This is a genomic window from Pseudomonas sp. GW456-L12, from assembly GCF_059424045.1.
This window is the reverse complement of the sequence record NZ_JBWKZA010000005.1, coordinates 32,120-48,848: the sequence shown is the minus strand read 5'-3', so window position 1 is coordinate 48,848 and position 16,729 is coordinate 32,120. Positions and strand designations below refer to the sequence as shown.

The window sequence follows — 16,729 nt, the reverse complement described above, 5'->3', positions numbered from 1 at the left end:
TTATCGCGGGCAAGTCGGATCGCCGCCCGCTCGCTCCTACAGAGGTGGCGTTATTGGGGTTTGCGTGGCGTCAGCACCATCTGTGCCGGGATGTGGCGCAGGATCTGCCGCTCGATCTGCAGGTCGAACTCGCCGTCGAGCTTTTTCACCCGCTTGCTCAGCAGGGTCTTCAGCCAAGGGTAATCTTCGGTGCGTGGCGCCTGGATGCTCACGTCGCACTGGTAATTCACCACATCGGCGGCGATCGCATCGAGTTGCCGACGCAGTTGCTTGATATCGCTGAGGTTCAGCGCAATGGTGGTGCTCTCGGCGGCCGGGTCGATCAGCTTGGCTGGCGGCCGGGCTTCAGCGGCCTTGAGCGCGGCTTCGGCTTTTTCCAGCTCGGCTTTACGGGCCTGGGTGATGGCGCCATCGACGCCGCCGGTCAGGGCCGGTGCCTTGGGCATCAGCGCGCGGGCGCGGCTCAGGGCCGTAGCGGCGGCGTTGACATCACCCTTTTGCAACACGATCTGGCTGCGCTGCAGGTAGGCTTCGGCCAGCTGGCGCTGGTATTGCTCGAGCTGCGGGTCGTTGGGCGACTGGGCCTGCAAGGCGCTCAACTGGTCTTCGGCGGTGGCCAGTTCGCTGCTGGCGATATTTTGCTGCAGCTGTGCGATGGCCGTGGCCCGGGCGTCGGGCACTTCAGCCGGCGGCGTGCTCTGGCAGGCGCCCAGCAGCAGGGAAAATGCGACAAGGAGCAGATAACGGGAGGCGAACGGCTTCATTCCTGCGACTCTCTAATTGCGCAAAAAGCGAGCAAGTCTACACCCCTCGACGGGGCAGGACAAAACTCAGCAGAAACAATGCGGCCGCCGTGACCACGATCGACGGCCCCGCAGGGGTGTCCTTGAACCACGACAACGCCAGCCCGCCACAGACCGCGAGTATGCCCAGCAGGCTCGCGCCCAGCGCCATCTGCTCCGGGGAGCGGGCGTGACGTTGGGCCGCAGCCGCCGGGATGATCAGCAGCGAAGTGATCAGCAAGACCCCGACGATCTTCATCGCCACCGCGATCACCACCGCGATCAACAGCATCAGCGCCAGGCGCAGCGACGCCACCGGCAGGCCTTCGACCCTGGCCAGCTCCTCGTGCACGGTGATCGCCAGCAACGGTCGCCACAGGGCTACCAATAGCAGCAGGACCGCGGCGCTGCCGCCAAGAATCCACGCCAGGTCGCCGGGGCTGATCGCCAGCAGGTCGCCGAACAGATAGGCCATCAGGTCGATCCGCACGTCATGCATGAAGCTTAGTACCACCAGCCCGAGGGAGAGGGTGCTGGGGGCGAGAATCCCCAGCAACGTATCGGAAGCCAGCGGCTGGCGCTGTTGCAGGGTGACCAGCAGCACCGCCAGCAGCAGGCAGCCGACGGTCACCGCCACCGCCGGGCTGACATCCAGCAGAAAGCCCAGGGCCACGCCGAGCAAGGCGGCATGGGACAGGGTGTCGCCGAAATAGGCCATGCGCCGCCAGACCACGAACGATCCCAGGGGACCTGCCACCAGCGCCAGCGCCAGGCCTGCGAGCAGGGCGTACAACAGAAAATCAGCCATGCTTGCAGCTATCTCCGTGAACATGAACGTGGCCGGCCGCGGCCCCGGTGACTACCGAACCGTGCAGGTCGTGGGCGTGGTCGTGATGGTGGTGATAGATCGCCAGGCTTGGCGCGTTCTGGCCGAACAGCTCGACGAAGGCCGGGTCGCCGCTGACCTGTTCCGGGTGGCCGGAGCAGCACACGTGGCGATTGAGGCAGACCACCTGGTCGGTGGTGCTCATCACCAGGTGCAGGTCGTGGGAGACCATCAGCACGCCGCAACCGTGGCGGTCGCGCAAACGGGTGATCAGGCTGTACAGCTCGGCCTGGCCGGCGACGTCCACGCCTTGTACCGGCTCGTCCAGTACCAGCAATTCCGGCTCGCGCAGCAGGGCGCGGGCCAGCAGCACGCGCTGCATCTCGCCGCCGGAAATGCTCTGCACCGGGCTGTCGATCACCTGTTCGGCGCCAACTTCGTTCAGTGCGGCCAGGGCTGTCGCGCGGTCCACGCCGGGCACCAGGCGCAGGAAACGCAGCACCGACAGCGGTAATGTCGGGTCGACATGCAGCTTCTGCGGCATGTAGCCGACCCGCAGCTTCGGCTTGCGCCAGACGCTGCCGCTGTCCGGCTTGAGCAGGCCGAGCACGGCGCGCACCAGGGTGGTCTTGCCGGCGCCGTTGGGGCCGATCAGCGTGACGATCTGCCCAGGCTCGACGCTGAGCTGGATGTTGTCCAGCACGGTCTGCCCGGCAAAGGTCACCGCGACCTGGTCGAGGCGAATCAAGGCATTGCTCATCAAGCCCCCTGGCAACCCGAGCAGAGGCCGACCACTTCGACGGTCTGGCCTTCGACGACGAAGCCGACATCGCGCGCGCTGCTGATGATCGCGTCGCTGATGGATTTCTGTTCAAGCTCGATGGCGGCGTGGCAGGCGCGGCAGATCAGGAACTGGCCCTGGTGCGCGTGTTCCGGGTGATTGCAGCCGACGAAGGCGTTGAGCGAGGCGATGCGATGTACCAAGCCGTTTTCCAGGAGGAAATCCAGGGCGCGGTACACGGTTGGCGGCGCGGCGCGGCGACCGTCCTGTTCGCTGAGCACGGCGAGGATGTCGTAGGCACCCAGCGGCTTGTGGCTTTGCCAGACCAGTTCCAGCACCCGCCGACGCAGGGCGGTCAGGCGCAGGCCTTGGCGGGCGCACAGGGCATCGGCCTCGGACAGTGCGCTGTGTACGCAGTGAGAGTGGTCGTGGGGGCGACTGGCAAGGGGGGTTTTAGGCATGAGCGGCGACGATAATGGTGAGAGACGTTATTATGTTACCCGTTCTCGCCTCTTCGAGTGGTCATCGTGTCCCGACTTTTTGCCTTTTTTGTCGCTATTACCGCCAGTTTGTTCGTGATCAGCTCGGCCCAGGCCGAAGTCCGGGTCCTGACCAGCATCAAACCCCTGCAATTGATCGCCGCCGCCGTCCAGGACGGCATCGCCGTGCCCGAGGTCCTGCTGCCGCCGGGCGCATCGCCGCACAACTATGCGCTGCGTCCTTCCGATGTGCGCAAGGTGCAGTCGGTGGATTTGCTGTACTGGATCGGCCCGGACATGGAGAGCTTCCTGCCGCGGGTCCTCAAGGGCCGCACGCTGCCAGCGCTGGCGGTGCAGGACCTGCCAGGCCTGAAACTCCGCCATTTCGCCGAAGATAACCACTCGCACGCTGAAGAAGCCGACGAACATGACCACGATCATCGTCCAGGCAGCCTCGATGCGCACCTGTGGCTGTCGCCGGTCAACGCGCGGATCATCGCCGACCGCATGGCGCTCGACCTGAGTGCCGCGGACCCGGCCAACGCCGCGCGTTACCAGAGCAACGCCAAGGCCTTCGACCAGCGCCTGGATGCCCTGGACGCCCGTTTGAAAGCCCGCCTGGCCCCGATCTCCGGCAAGCCTTATTTCGTCTTCCATGAAGCCTTCGATTACTTCGAAGACGCTTATGGGCTCAAGCATGCGGGCGTGTTCAGCGTGGCGGCCGAAGTGCAGCCGGGCGCCCAGCACGTAGCGGCGATGCGCGCGCGCTTGCAGCAGGTCGGCAAGACCTGTGTCTTCAGCGAGCCGCCATTGCGCCCACGCCTGGCCGAAACCCTGGTGGCGGGTTTGCCGGTGAAGCTGGCGGAACTCGATGCGCTGGGCGGCTACACCCCGGCCACGGCGCAGGGTTATGAGCAGGTGCTGGAGAAGCTGGGCAACGATCTGGCGGGTTGCCTGGAATCGTTGTAAAGACGGCTGACGCTATCGCGGGCAAGCCGCGCTCCTACAAGAGAACGTAGGGGCGGGCTTGCCCGCGAGGCTTTCAGAGGGCGAACGGCAATGGCGCGCTGACCTGCTGACGCTGGGCCAGGCGCAGCTGGAACTCCATCGGATCGTGAATCAGCACGTCCTGTCCGGCAAAGGACTCGGCGGCGATCAGGCGCGACAGCCAGAAGCGCACGCAGGCCACCCGCAGCATGGTTGGCCACAGCTCGGCCTCGGCGGCGGTGAACGGACGCAGGGCCGCGTAGGCACCCAGCAGGGCCCGGGCGCGCGAGCCGTCGAGTAGGCCGTCGGCGTCGGAACACCAGTCGTTCAGGGCAATCGCCACGTCATACAGCATCGGCCCGGAGCAGGCGTTGTAGAAGTCGATCAGCCCGGTCAGGTGCGTGCCTTCGAACATCGCGTTGTCGCGGAACAGGTCGGCGTGGATGTTGGCCCGAGGCAGCGCGAGGATCTTCACCTTCTGCTCGTCGATTTCATCCAGGGCCCGCTGCAGCAGGTCCCGCGCCTGCGGGTCGAGATGGGACAGCATCTGCGAGCCTTCTTCCTGCATCCAGTCCAGGCCACGATCGGTCTTGCGCTTGATCATGTTGTCCTTGGTCGCCAGGTGTAGATGAGCCAGCAGCTCGCCGACCTGCGCGCAATGCTGGGCATTGGCTTCCTTGATGTGCTTGCCGGCCAGGCGCGGCTGCAGCAGCGCCGGCTTGCCGGCCAGCTCGCGCAGGGCCACGCCGTCGGTGGTGCGAAGGGCGTAAGGCACCGGCAGGTCGGCGTCGTGCAGCACGTCCAGCAGTTCGATGAAGAACGGCATTTCCTGGACCGGGCCTCGCTCGACCAGGGTCAGGACGAATTCGCCCTGTTCCAGGCTGATGAAGAAGTTGGTGTTTTCGCTACCAGCGGCAATCCCCTGGAAGTCAAGCAGGCGGCCGAGCCCGTAAGGGGCGAGAAAGGTTTCCAGCTCGGGCCGAGCCAGGGGAGTAAACACAGACATGGTTAAAAACTGCCAGTACGGGCGCCGCTGTCGAGCCAGCGCCGGTTGAAGTTAGGAGTGGTTTACCACTCGAAAATTTTCCATGCCGGAATCAGCATATCCGGCTGGTCAGAACGAATGAAATTGCCATCGGAACCGTCGGCGCGCACCAGAAAGTAGGGTTTGCCGACCTTCGGTGTGACCTTGATGGCGTACAGGAAACCGTTCTGGCGGTACTCCTGGATGGTCTTGTCGCCTTCCGTGCGAATGGTTACTTCCGGATCCGCCGATGGCGCATCCTCCGCCGCAATCACGGCCATCGGCGCGATTGCAATCAGGCTGGCCAGCAGCAAGCGATTTAGTGTGCGCATGATAACCTTGTCCCTTTGTCGTCAACGGTCCCGCTATTCTAGCGCCGGACCCGCCGAAAAGGTTGATCCTGCTCATGAGCCAAGCCCCCCTCGTCCTGGTGGACGGTTCGTCCTACCTGTACCGCGCCTTCCACGCGCTGCCCCCGCTGACCACTTCCAAAGGCATGCCGACCGGTGCGGTCAAGGGCGTGCTGAACATGCTCAAGAGTCTGCGCAAGCAGTACCCGGACAGCCCGTTCGCCGTGGTGTTCGACGCCAAGGGCGGGACCTTCCGCGATGACATGTACGCCGAGTACAAGGCCAATCGCCCGAGCATGCCCGACGACATGCGGGTGCAGATCGAACCGCTGCACGCCAGCGTGATCGCCCTGGGCTTTCCGCTGCTGTGCGTCGAGGGCGTCGAGGCGGACGACGTGATCGGCACCCTGGCCCGCAGCAGCGCGGCGGCCGACCGGCCGGTGGTGATCTCCACCGGCGACAAGGACATGGCGCAGTTGGTGGATGGGCACATTACGCTGGTCAACACCATGTCCGGTAGCAGCATGGACGTGGAGGGCGTGAAGGAGAAATTCGGCGTCGCTCCCGAGCAGATCATCGATTACCTGGCGCTGATGGGCGACTCCTCCGACAACATTCCGGGTGTGCCGGGCATCGGCCCGAAGACTGCTTCCGGCCTGTTGGTGGGGGTGAACGGTGGCCTGAACGAGCTGTATGCACAGCTCGATATCGTCCCGAGCCTGCCGATTCGCGGGGCCAAGACCCTGCCGGCCAAGCTCGAAGAGCACAAAGAGATGGCTTTCCTCTCCTATCAGCTGGCGACGATCAAGGTCGATGTGCCGCTGGATGTCGGCCTGGACGACCTGCACCTGGGCGAACCGGATCGCGACAAACTGGTCGAGCTGTACAGCCTGCTGGAGTTCAAGAGCTGGCTCGACGAGCTGCAGCGCGATGCCAAGCGCCTGGAGTTGAGTGTCGCCGCCTCTGAACCGGTGGCCGACTTGTTGACTCAGGCCGAGATCGAAGTGCCGGTGGTTGTCGAAGCCCGGTACGAAACCATCCTCGATCAGGCGCGTTTCGATGTCTGGCTGGAAAAACTGAAGAACGCCAAACTGTTCGCCTTCGATACCGAAACCACCGGCATCGACGCCCAGCAGGCGCAGCTCGTGGGGCTGTCCTTCGCCGCGCAGGCCAACGAAGCGGCTTATATTCCGCTGACTCACTCCTACCTTGACGTGCCGGAACAACTAGATCGCGACACCGTCCTGCGCGCCCTGAAGCCGATTCTCGAAGACCCGAACAAACTCAAGGTCGGCCAGCATGCCAAGTTCGACATGAATATCCTGGCCAACTGCGCCATAGGCGGCGATCAGGCCAACGGCATCACGGTGCGCGGGGTCGCCTTCGACACCATGCTCGAGTCCTACGTGCTCAACTCCACCGCCACCCGGCATGACATGGACAGCCTGGCGGAGAAATACCTGGGCCATACCACCGTGAGTTTCCAGGACATCGCCGGCAAGGGCGCCAAGCAGCTGACCTTCGACCAGATTGCTCTTGAGCAGGCCGGACCTTATGCGGCGGAAGACGCCGATGTGACCCTGCGCCTGCATCAGGTCTTGCATGAAAAACTGGCCGCGATCCCGAGCCTGGCCAGCGTGCTCAGCGATATTGAAATGCCCGTGGTGCCGGTGCTGGCGCGGATCGAGCGCCAGGGTGCCTTGGTGGACGCCGACCTGCTGGGCGTGCAGAGTATCGAACTGGGCGACAAGATGGTGGCGCTGGAGCGTGAAGCCTTCGAGATCGCTGGCGAAGAGTTCAACCTGGGTTCGCCCAAGCAACTGGGAGTCATCCTCTACGACAAGCTCGGCCTGCCGGTGCTGAAGAAGACTGCCAAAGGCCAGCCGTCCACCGCTGAAGAAGTGCTGGCCAAGTTGGCCGAGGACGACTACCCGCTGCCCAAGGTGCTGATGCAGTACCGCTCCATGAGCAAGCTCAAGAGCACCTACACCGACCGCCTGCCGGAGCAGATCAACCCGCGTACCGGGCGAATCCACACCTCCTATCACCAGGCAGTCGCGTCTACCGGGCGTTTGTCTTCCAGCGATCCGAACCTGCAGAACATCCCGGTGCGTACCGCCGAAGGCCGGCGCATCCGCCAGGCCTTCATCGCGCCGCCTGGCTACAAGCTGCTGGCGGCGGACTATTCGCAGATCGAACTGCGGATCATGGCGCACCTGTCCCGCGACGAAGGGCTGCTGAATGCCTTCCGCAACAACCTCGACGTGCACGCGGCCACCGCGGCCGAAGTGTTCAAGGTCGAGCTCAAGGACGTCAGTTCCGATCAGCGCCGCAGCGCCAAGGCGATCAACTTCGGCCTGATCTATGGCATGGGCGCGCAGAAGCTCGGCAAGGATATCGGCGTCGATACCAAGACTGCCAAGGCCTATATCGACACCTACTTCGCCCGCTACCCCGGCGTGCGCGAATACATGGACCGCACCCGCGCCCAGGCCGCGGAACAGGGTTATGTGGAAACCCTGTTCGGCCGCCGCCTGTACTTGCCGGAGATCAACTCCAACAAGCCGCAGGAACGCGCCGGCGCCGAACGTACGGCGATCAACGCACCGATGCAGGGCACGGCGGCCGACATCATCAAGAAGGCCATGGTGGCGGTAGACAACTGGCTGACGGCCTCAGGCCTGGATGCCAAGGTCATCCTGCAAGTGCACGACGAACTGGTGCTGGAAGTGCGCGAAGACCTGGTGGACAAGGTGAGCGAGGAGATTCGCGGCTACATGAGCAATGCCGCGACCCTGGATGTGCCGCTGCTGGTCGAAGTCGGGGTGGGCAGTAACTGGGATGAGGCGCACTGAGGCGAGAAGGCAGTACTTTGGCCGCGGCATAGTGCCGCGGCGAAGGCTAGCGAAGAGCTATTAGTGCGGAAAATTTCATCGACTATTGCCAATAGTTTTTGAAACCTCCCGGAACTTAATCAGTGAAAGCCCACTCAGAGTAACTGAATGGCTGGTGAAGCCCTTCGATGCTCCTATGTTGTGTTAAGTGTTGGCAGATATCTGGACCCCGCCCTAGCGGTCCGGAACTTGGACCCCGAACTTCCCCTCCCCATACGAAGTCCGGGGTTTTTTTTGCCCCAAAACTGCCTGTGGCGCGATCATGCTGCGTTAAAAACTGGCGGGAAATGCTCATTTAGGCCCCTAAAGTCGAATGCGACCCCAGCCGTTCCCGCCAGTTTTTGCCTTGCCTGATCACACCACAGGCAGTTTTGCGTATGTCTTTCAGGCCTCGGTTTCGGCGCCTTTGTCCGCCAGTTCCATCCAGCCCGCCAGTACAGTGTAGGCCTCTTCCAGGCCCATGCGTTTTGGTGCCGAAAACAGCTGGATGGTGACGTTATCGCCCCAGCCCTTACGGATTTGCGACTGCACCTTGAGCAGGGTGTTCTTGGCCGCGCCGTAGGTCAGTTTGTCGGCCTTGGTCAGCAGGATGTGCATCGGCATGCCGCTGGCAACGGCCCAGTCGAGCATCAGCAGGTCGAAGTCGGTCATCGGATGGCGGATGTCCATCATCAGAATCAACCCTTTCAGGCTCTCGCGGCTGCCCAGGTAGGCTTCCAGGTGACGCTGCCAGTGTTGCTTGAGCGGGATCGGTACTTTCGCGTAACCGTAACCCGGCAGGTCGACCAGACGGCGATCGTCGTCTAGCTTGAAGAAGTTCAACAGCTGCGTGCGGCCCGGAGTTTTCGAGGTGCGTGCCAGGCTGGCATGGGTCAGGGTATTCAGGGCGCTGGATTTGCCAGCGTTGGAACGCCCGGCGAAGGCCACTTCGAAGCCTTCGTCGTCGGGGCATTGATCGACTTTGGCGGCGCTGAGCATGAAAGTGGACTGTTGGCACAGACCAAGAATGGGATTTTTGAGTTGCATGGGATTTCCGATAGGGGCGGTGCCGAGAATGGACGCGGCGAGCGGTGTCGTTTCCGTTTCAGTAGCGCCAGTATATAATGCCGCAGATTTTGTGTGCGCTTTGTCCCAGCGTAGGATGAAGTTCACGAGAGCGATAGACCTTGATTGCGCATTAGAACGCAGCACGCTCTCAACCCTGAAAAGGTCGTTTTATGACGAAATGGCTGCTGGCTGCCGGCGTCCTGATACCGCTTTACAGCGCTCAGGCTACACAGGATCCGGAAGCTGTGTACAACCGTGTTTGTGGGGCTTGTCATTCCGGCCAACTACCAACGGCTCCCCGCAAGGGGGACCAGGGAGCTTGGGCGCCGAGGCTGGCGCAAGGTATGGAGACGCTGGTGCAACACGTGACCCAGGGTTTCAAGGCGATGCCGCCGCGTGGTTTGTGCATGGACTGCAGTGCCGAGGATTACCGAGCCATCATCCTTTGGATGAGCGAGTGATCCCGGTCCATAACTCTTAACCCTTAGCCGTAGTTGGATTAGCTGATGAACAAATTACTCGTGAGTCTGCTGTTGACCTTGGGCATCACAGGTGTCGCCCATGCTGCAGGCGACGCTGCTGCCGGTCAGGCGAAAGCCGCTGTATGTGGTGCTTGCCATGGTCCGGATGGGAACAGCATGGCGCCTAACTTTCCAAAGCTGGCGGGTCAGGGTGAGCGTTACCTGAACAAGCAGTTGCACGACATCAAGTCCGGCAAGCGCCAGGTGTTGGAAATGACCGGCCTGCTGACCAACCTGAGCGATCAGGACCTGGCCGACCTCTCCGCCTACTTCGCCAGCCAGAAAGGCAGCGTCGGCGCGGCAGACCCGAAAGTCGTGGCTCGCGGTGAAGAGTTGTTCCGTGGCGGCAAGCTGGATCAAGGCATGCCTTCCTGCACCGGTTGCCACTCGCCAAATGGCACGGGTAACGCCGCTGCCGGCTTCCCGCACCTGGGTGGCCAGCATGCTCAGTACGTAGCCAAGCAGTTGACCGACTTCCGCGAAGGCAACCGCACCAACGACGGCGACACCATGATCATGCGCAGCATCGCCGCCAAGCTGAGCAACAAGGACATCGAAGCGGTATCCAGCTACATCCAGGGCCTGCACTGAGGCCGGCGATCATGTTGCGAAAGGGTCTATCTTGCGCAACGTTAATGATCGATTAATCTGTCGATGAAAGCATAAAGGGTGGCTCAGGCCGCCCTTTTTTATGGCGTCTGCCGCTACACTAGCGAACTCAAGCCCTGCCATGACCTGTCTGCGAACAGGCCGCGCGAGGCGACCTTACTTGTTCAGGAGTAAAGCATGCGTAATCTGATTCTCAGCGCCGCTCTCGTCACCGCCAGCCTGTTTGGCATGACTGCTCAAGCCGCCGAGCCCCTTGAAGCCGGTAAACAATATGTAGAGCTGAGCAGCGCCGTTCCGGTTGCGGTGCCTGGCAAGATCGAAGTGGTCGAGCTGTTCTGGTATGGCTGCCCGCACTGCTACGCCTTCGAGCCGACCATCAACCCATGGGCTGAAAAACTGCCGGCCGACGTCAACTTCGTGCGCATCCCTGCCATGTTCGGCGGTATCTGGAACGTTCACGGCCAACTGTTCATCACCCTGGAAGCCATGGGTGTCGAGCACAAGGTCCACAAAGCAGTATTTGAAGCCATCCATGGCGGCAAGAAACTCGCCACTCCTGAAGAGATGGCCGAGTTCCTGGCCGGCGAAGGCGTCGACAAGGACAAATTCCTGAGCACCTACAATTCGTTCGCCGTCAAAGGCAAGGTCGAGGACGCGAAGAAGAAGGCCCAGGCCTATCAGATCTCTGGCGTACCGACCATGGTCGTCAACGGCAAGTACCGTTTCGACCTGGGCACCGCCGGTGGTCCTGAAGGTGCCCTGAGCGTCGCCGACCAGCTGATCGCCAAAGAGCGGGCGGCCAAGTAAGCGAGCCCCTGCCATGCGACGTTGGGGTACGGAACGTATCGTTGGCCTGCATGATCCGCGGGTCAACGAGCACCATGTGGCGTCCTCCGGCCTGCCGGCAGACAGCCGTCTGCGGCTGCTCAGTTTCAATATCCAGGTCGGTATCAGTACCGAACGTTATCGGCATTACCTGACCCGTGGCTGGCAGCACCTGCTGCCGCACAACGGGCGCGCCGACAACCTGCAAAAGATCGGCGATCTGCTGGGCGACTTCGATCTGGTCGCCCTGCAGGAAGCCGATGGCGGCAGCCTGCGCTCGGGCTACGTCAATCAGGTCGAGCATCTGGCCCAACTCGGCGCCTTCCCCTACTGGTACCAACAGCTCAATCGCAACCTTGGCCGCCTGGCCCAGCACAGCAATGGCGTGCTCAGCCGCCTGCGTCCCTGGGCGATCGAAGATCATCCGCTGCCCGGCCCCAAGGGGCGTGGTGCGATCCTCGTGCGCTTCGGCGATGGTCCCGAGGCGTTGGTGGTGGTGATGATGCACCTGGCCCTGGGCGCCCGTACGCGTACCCGACAACTGGCCTATATCCGCGAGATGATCGGCGGCTACAAGCATCAGGTGCTGATGGGCGACATGAATACCCACGCCAGCGATCTGCTGGAACATTCGCCGTTGCGCGACCTTGGTCTGCTGGCGCCGCAATTGGAAGCGACTTTCCCCAGCTGGCGCCCGCAACGCTGTCTTGATCATATTTTGCTCAGCCCCAGCCTGACGCTGGAGCGGGTCGAAGTCCTGGCCCAACCGATTTCCGATCACCTGCCGGTCGCGGTAGAGATTCGTCTGCCGGGTTCGCTCACGGCCGATGCATTGCCCGCGCTGAGTCCTGCCCCTCGCGGAACCCATGAATGAGCGACGACGCCCAGCGCTGGAAAGAGAAGTACCTCAAAAGTATCGAACAACAGGAAAAACTCGAGCGACGCTGGAATGCCCGCCTCGACCTGCTTCGCCGTGGCCTGGTGCGCAGCACGCTGGCGGCTGAAGGTACTGATCGCGCTGTCGATCAGTGCATGAAGGAAATGCGCGAGGTGGTACGCACCGACGATATGGACGCGGCCTTGGCGGCCCTGTTGCCGCGCCTGGAAAAAGCCGTGCTGGACTCCGAGCAGCGCCGCGAGACCCGCATCGAGCAAATGAGCACGGCCCTGACCTCGCTGGTCAGCCAGTTGCAGAAGCTGCCGTTGCCTCGCGAGGTGAGTCGTCCGCTGAAAAACTTCGCCAAGCAACTGGATGGTCGTGTCGGCCAAGCCCGGGAAATTCCACTGTTGCTGGGTGAGTTGAGCGGCCTGCAAGGCAAGGCGCTGAGCCAGCTGGAGAACCCCGCGGAGCCGTCCCGCCCAGGTTTGCTGCAGCGCCTGTTTGGTGGTCGTGACGCTGACGAAGCGCCTGGCCTGTCCACGGCCGAAATGCCTGCGGTGGTGGCGAGCCCGGTTGCGGTACAGCCACTGGCAACGGCTGAAAGCGCTGCGGTTGAAACGCCCCCGCTTCGTGTCGAAGTCGCGCCCGCACGGCCGTCCGAAGCCGCTGTGTCTGCGCCTGTGGTCGAGGAGCTCGCTGCTGTCAGCCAGCCGCCCGAGCCACAACCGCAAGCACTGCCCGAGGTAACCACGGCTGCCCAGGTCGAAGCCTTTGTACCGCCGGTGCTGGAGTCAGAGAAACCCATCGCCGTCGAGCCGGCCCCGCCGATGCTGGATTCACAGGAATCGCCGTCGCCAGCCGCGCCTGAACCCATTGAAGTGTCGCCGGCCGTGCAGCCTTCGACTGTCGAAGCTGCGGTTGCTCTTTCCAACCCGGATGAATTGATCGTTGCCGCACTCGCCGAGGCGGCCCCGGCGCCTGTGCTGCTCGATCGCTTGCCGTTGCCGGCGGCCATGGCCGAGGCACTGGCGGCGATCGACCCGCAGCAGGCCGAGCAGGATGTGCTGTATGCCCTGCCCGACACGCCGGAACCCTCCTACAGTTCGGTGGCCAAGCACATCGAACATACCCTGCTCGGCCTTCTGGATGACCTGAGCTTGCCAGAACGTCATCGGCCGCAAGCCGAGTCCATGCGCGATCGCTTGCAACATGGGTTGAACTGGTACGAATTGCTGCCGATCCTCGACGATCTGGCGGTATTGATGCTGGCGATCACCGACAGCGGCCAGCATGAGTTCGAGGCGTATCTCAAGCGACTCAACGAGCGCCTGGAATCCTTCCAGAGCAACCTGCAGGCCGCCAGCGAGGGCCATGCCGACAGCAGTTCGGCGGCGCGGGAGATGGACACGCAGATTCGCGAGCGGGTCGATGGCCTGCAAAGCAGCGTTCAGGAAGCGGCGGATCTGGACGATCTCAAGCAGGTGCTGGAAAGCCATCTGGAAGGCCTGCTTGGCACCATGGACCATCACCAGAAGCAGCGTGACGAACGCGAAAAGGAAGTGGCTGCGCGCCTGCAAAGCCTGGCCGAGCGGGTGTCGAGCATGGAGCAGGAAGCCCAGGGCTACCGCGAGCACCTGGAAGAACAGCGGCAGAAAGCGCTGATCGATCCCCTCACCGGCCTGCCCAATCGGGCGGCCTGGAGCGAGCGTCTGGAGCATGAAGTGGCGCAGTGGCAGCAGCACGGCAACACCTTGTTGCTGGCGATGCTCGACCTCGACCACTTCAAGCGGATCAACGACAATTACGGTCACCTGGCCGGCGACAAGGTGCTGAAGATCATCGCCGGCGTGCTGCGCAAGCGCCTGCGCGGCAACGATTTCATCGCCCGTTTCGGCGGTGAAGAGTTCGTCCTGCTGATACCCGATACCACCTGGCCGGTCGGGGCGCGCCTGGCGGAAACCTTGCGGGCGGCCATCGAAGCCTGTCCGTTTCACTTCAAGGGCGAGCGGGTGACCATCACCATGTCCATCGGCATGAGTGCTTTCAAACCGGGAGAACGCAGCGATCTGGTGCTCAAGAGAGCCGATCAGGCGCTCTATCGGGCCAAGGAGGCGGGGCGCAACCGGGTGGAACTGGGCTGACGCATAATTTGTTCCATTTTGTATAAACCGGTGTTTTCGCCGGTTTTCCGCAAAGGCAGTACGTTACACTGTTGCATTATTTTCTCCAGCGTACTGCCTTCCGCCATGAAAGTTCTTGTCCTCGCTTTGTCCCTTCTGTTGCTGGCCGGTTGCGCCAGCGGTCCGCGTTTCGATACCAGCCACCCTTCGGTCAACTTCGATGAGCGGGTGCAGTTCGTGGTGGTGCATTACACCTCGGCCTCGATGGAGCGCTCCCTGCAACTGCTGACCCATGGCCAGGTCAGCAGCCACTACCTGATCGGCGACGACAAGGCGGCGACCATCTACAAACTGGTGGACGAGCAATACCGCGCCTGGCACGCCGGCGAGAGCCAGTGGCAAGGCCGTACCTGGCTGAACTCCAGTTCCATCGGGATCGAGATCGTCAACCCGGGCTTTCGCGACCTGCCCACCGGGCGTGTCTGGTATCCCTACAGCGAAGCGCAGGTCCAGAGCCTGATCGTGCTGCTCAAGGACATCAGCAAGCGCAACAACATCGCGCCACAGCACATCATCGGCCACAGTGATATCGCTCCCCTGCGCAAGCTCGACCCGGGTCCGTTGTTCCCCTGGAAGCGTCTGGCCGAAGCCGGGTTGGGCCGGTGGCCGAACGCCCAGGCGGTGGCGCGCCAGCAGGCGTTCTTTGCCGCGCAGTTGCCGAGCATCGCCTGGTTCCAGCAAGGCCTGGCGCGCCTGGGTTATGAGACGCCGCAGACCGGCGAACTGGATGTGGCGACCCGTCATGTGCTGGCCGCGTTCCAGATGCATTACCGGCCGTCGCGTTTCGACGGCCAGCCGGATGCAGAAAGCGCTGCGATCCTGCAGGTGCTCAACCAGACAAAATAATGACGCCCGCCCGACGGTCAGGGTTTTTTCTCAATCAGTAGCTATAACTCATTGGTAACCCTCGGATATCCAATGATGCCGGCCGCTCGCGAACCCCTACGCAGTTGGTTCTATCGCCCCTGGCTGTTGGCGATGTGTGCGGCTGTGTTGAGTGCGGCCCTGCTGCTGGCGGCGAGCCTGGGCATTGCGATGCACGAGGCGCAACTGCGCGAAAGCGAGCAGATGAATGCCCAGGGCCAGCGTTTTCTCGAACGCCTGGAGCAATTGTTCGGTCAGTTGCGTGAAGGCCTGGATGTACTCGAGGCGCAGCCCCTGCGCGAATGCAGCCCCGAGATGGTCGTGACCCTGCAGCAGATCAGCTTCAGTTACCGCTTCATTTATGAAGCGGCCTATATCGATGCCGCCCAGGCCTGCACCAACTGGCCGCTCCAGGACAACCTGGCCGTGATGCGGCCGCCGGATATCCGCGGCCCGACCTACAGCTATTGGCTGAACACTTCTACCGAGCCCAATGAAAACCGCGCGGCGCTGATGCTCGGGCGCGGTAACTTTCGCGTGGCGACGTCTCGCGGGCACCTGACCGATATGGTCGACCTGCCCGCCAACAGCAGCCTGATGGTGGTTCTCGACCATGGCTTGCGGGCCATTCCGGTGCTGGGGCCGGCGCTGGACTGGCCGCCGACCGAACCGTGGCCGCCCATGGGACGCAGCCCGTTGCTGGTGACCCAGGACCAATTGATCTACCGGATGCCCACCAGCAATCCGGAGTATCAGATGGTGCTCGTCACCCCCCGCACCAACATGCGCCGAGAAGTCTTCGAGGGGTGGTGGTGGCTGCTGCCCAGCAGCCTGGTGCTGGCGGTCTTCATCGGCGGCCTGGCCTTTCAACTGGCCGGGCAGCGCCAATCCCTGGGCGCCGAATTGCAGGGGGCGCTGCGCCGCGGCGAGCTGCAGGTGCTGTATCAACCCATCTTCGATCTGCGAACGCGCCAGTGTGTCGGCGCCGAGGCCCTGCTGCGCTGGCGTCGTCCGGACGGCACCCTGACCAGCCCGGAGCTGTTCATTCCCATGGCGGAGAACACCGGGCAGATCCGCCCGATCACCGATTTTGTCCTGCAACGCCTGCTCGAACAGTTGGGGCATCTGTTGCGGGCCAACCCGCAGCTGTACATCTCGGTCAACCTGGCGGCCTGCGATGTCATGGTGCCGCGGATCGGCAAAGTGATGGCGCGCCTGTTGGCGCTGCATCGGGTGGCAGCGCGGCAGATCGCCTTCGAAGTCACCGAGCGCGGGCTGATCGATGTGGTGGTCGCCCGGCATAACCTGCAAGCCTTGCGGGACGTTGGCCATCAGGTGCTGATCGACGACTTCGGCACGGGTTATTGCAGCCTGGCATACCTGCAGACCCTGCCGGTGGATTACCTGAAGATCGACAAGGCGTTCATCGATGCCCTGGGGCATGACGCCGCCAGCAGCGGCGTCGCCCCGCACATCATTCGCATGGCCCATGCCCTGCAGCTCAAGGTGATTGCCGAGGGCATCGAGTTCGAGGATCAGGCGTTGCTGCTGAGCAGCGAGGGCGTGCGTTTTGGCCAGGGCTGGCTGTTCGCCCATGCGCTGAGCGCGGTGCAGTTCATCGACCTGATTACCCGCGGGCGCCGCCTGGGGCCGCGGCGCCTGGATGACGGGGCCTAGCCC

Annotated in this window: 16 protein-coding genes; 9 read left to right on the top strand and 7 right to left on the bottom strand. The window is 62.9% G+C overall.

The annotated features are described in order from the left end of the window. Positions 1–50 precede the first annotated feature (50 nt). The 4 genes from AC07Y9_RS08095 to zur are packed head-to-tail and all read right to left on the bottom strand — an operon-like array spanning position 51 to position 2,850. Complete coding sequence (locus AC07Y9_RS08095; RefSeq protein ID WP_009041523.1) at positions 51–764, bottom strand: PA5502 family lipoprotein; 714 nt, start codon at positions 762–764, stop codon at positions 51–53. Between the two features lie 37 nt (positions 765–801). Next, the gene (gene znuB, locus AC07Y9_RS08090) at positions 802–1,590 is read right to left on the bottom strand and encodes a zinc ABC transporter permease subunit ZnuB (protein ID WP_007924303.1); all 789 of its coding nucleotides are present in this window, start codon (positions 1,588–1,590) and stop codon (positions 802–804) included. Beyond that, the gene (gene znuC, locus AC07Y9_RS08085; protein ID WP_007924302.1) at positions 1,583–2,368 is read right to left on the bottom strand and encodes a zinc ABC transporter ATP-binding protein ZnuC; all 786 of its coding nucleotides are present in this window, start codon (positions 2,366–2,368) and stop codon (positions 1,583–1,585) included. Before znuC ends, znuB begins: the two co-directional genes overlap by 8 nt. After that, a complete protein-coding gene (zur, locus tag AC07Y9_RS08080; protein WP_102678765.1) occupies positions 2,368–2,850 on the bottom strand; it encodes a zinc uptake transcriptional repressor Zur in 483 nt (160 codons plus the stop codon). The genes znuC and zur overlap by 1 nt, the downstream gene beginning before the upstream one ends. 57 nt (positions 2,851–2,907) lie before the next feature. On the opposite strand from zur, the gene AC07Y9_RS08075 reads away from it, so the two are divergent. Next, positions 2,908–3,837 (top strand): zinc ABC transporter substrate-binding protein, encoded by a 930-nt coding sequence (locus tag AC07Y9_RS08075; RefSeq protein WP_102678766.1) that lies wholly within the window; start codon positions 2,908–2,910, stop codon positions 3,835–3,837. Between the two features lie 73 nt (positions 3,838–3,910). On the opposite strand, the gene AC07Y9_RS08070 is transcribed toward AC07Y9_RS08075, so the two are convergent. Beyond that, the gene (locus tag AC07Y9_RS08070) at positions 3,911–4,861 is read right to left on the bottom strand and encodes a homoserine kinase (RefSeq protein ID WP_053263253.1); all 951 of its coding nucleotides are present in this window, start codon (positions 4,859–4,861) and stop codon (positions 3,911–3,913) included. Between the two features lie 62 nt (positions 4,862–4,923). Beyond that, positions 4,924–5,211, bottom strand: coding sequence for a DUF2782 domain-containing protein (locus AC07Y9_RS08065; RefSeq protein ID WP_007924295.1), 288 nt, complete (start codon positions 5,209–5,211; stop codon positions 4,924–4,926). A gap of 74 nt (positions 5,212–5,285) precedes the next feature. Here AC07Y9_RS08065 and polA point away from each other — a divergent pair, with 74 nt between their 5' ends. After that, positions 5,286–8,084, top strand: a complete 2,799-nt coding sequence (polA, locus tag AC07Y9_RS08060; protein ID WP_102678767.1) for a DNA polymerase I — start codon at positions 5,286–5,288, stop codon at positions 8,082–8,084. Positions 8,085–8,507: 423 nt separating this feature from the next. Here polA and yihA read toward each other — a convergent pair whose 3' ends face one another. Next, complete coding sequence (yihA, locus tag AC07Y9_RS08055) at positions 8,508–9,149, bottom strand: ribosome biogenesis GTP-binding protein YihA/YsxC (protein ID WP_007924293.1); 642 nt, start codon at positions 9,147–9,149, stop codon at positions 8,508–8,510. Between the two features lie 191 nt (positions 9,150–9,340). On the opposite strand from yihA, the gene AC07Y9_RS08050 reads away from it, so the two are divergent. The 7 genes from AC07Y9_RS08050 to AC07Y9_RS08020 all read left to right on the top strand — a co-directional run bounded on the left by AC07Y9_RS08050 (position 9,341) and on the right by AC07Y9_RS08020 (position 16,726). Continuing rightward, positions 9,341–9,631: a c-type cytochrome gene (locus AC07Y9_RS08050; RefSeq protein WP_009041528.1), complete on the top strand. Its 291-nt coding sequence runs from the start codon at positions 9,341–9,343 to the stop codon at positions 9,629–9,631. Between the two features lie 45 nt (positions 9,632–9,676). Next, complete coding sequence (locus AC07Y9_RS08045) at positions 9,677–10,282, top strand: c-type cytochrome (RefSeq protein ID WP_009041529.1); 606 nt, start codon at positions 9,677–9,679, stop codon at positions 10,280–10,282. 195 nt (positions 10,283–10,477) lie between these two features. Continuing rightward, positions 10,478–11,107: a thiol:disulfide interchange protein DsbA/DsbL gene (locus AC07Y9_RS08040; RefSeq protein ID WP_007924291.1), complete on the top strand. Its 630-nt coding sequence runs from the start codon at positions 10,478–10,480 to the stop codon at positions 11,105–11,107. Positions 11,108–11,120: 13 nt separating this feature from the next. Then, positions 11,121–11,999, top strand: coding sequence for an endonuclease/exonuclease/phosphatase family protein (locus AC07Y9_RS08035; RefSeq protein ID WP_007924290.1), 879 nt, complete (start codon positions 11,121–11,123; stop codon positions 11,997–11,999). Beyond that, on the top strand, positions 11,996–14,146 hold the full coding sequence (locus tag AC07Y9_RS08030; RefSeq protein WP_102678768.1) for a GGDEF domain-containing protein: 2,151 nt from the start codon (positions 11,996–11,998) through the stop codon (positions 14,144–14,146). Before AC07Y9_RS08035 ends, AC07Y9_RS08030 begins: the two co-directional genes overlap by 4 nt. 105 nt (positions 14,147–14,251) lie before the next feature. Beyond that, positions 14,252–15,031, top strand: coding sequence for an N-acetylmuramoyl-L-alanine amidase (locus tag AC07Y9_RS08025; RefSeq protein ID WP_007924286.1), 780 nt, complete (start codon positions 14,252–14,254; stop codon positions 15,029–15,031). 72 nt (positions 15,032–15,103) lie between these two features. Beyond that, on the top strand, positions 15,104–16,726 hold the full coding sequence (locus tag AC07Y9_RS08020) for an EAL domain-containing protein (protein WP_102678769.1): 1,623 nt from the start codon (positions 15,104–15,106) through the stop codon (positions 16,724–16,726). Positions 16,727–16,729: the final 3 nt, after the last annotated feature.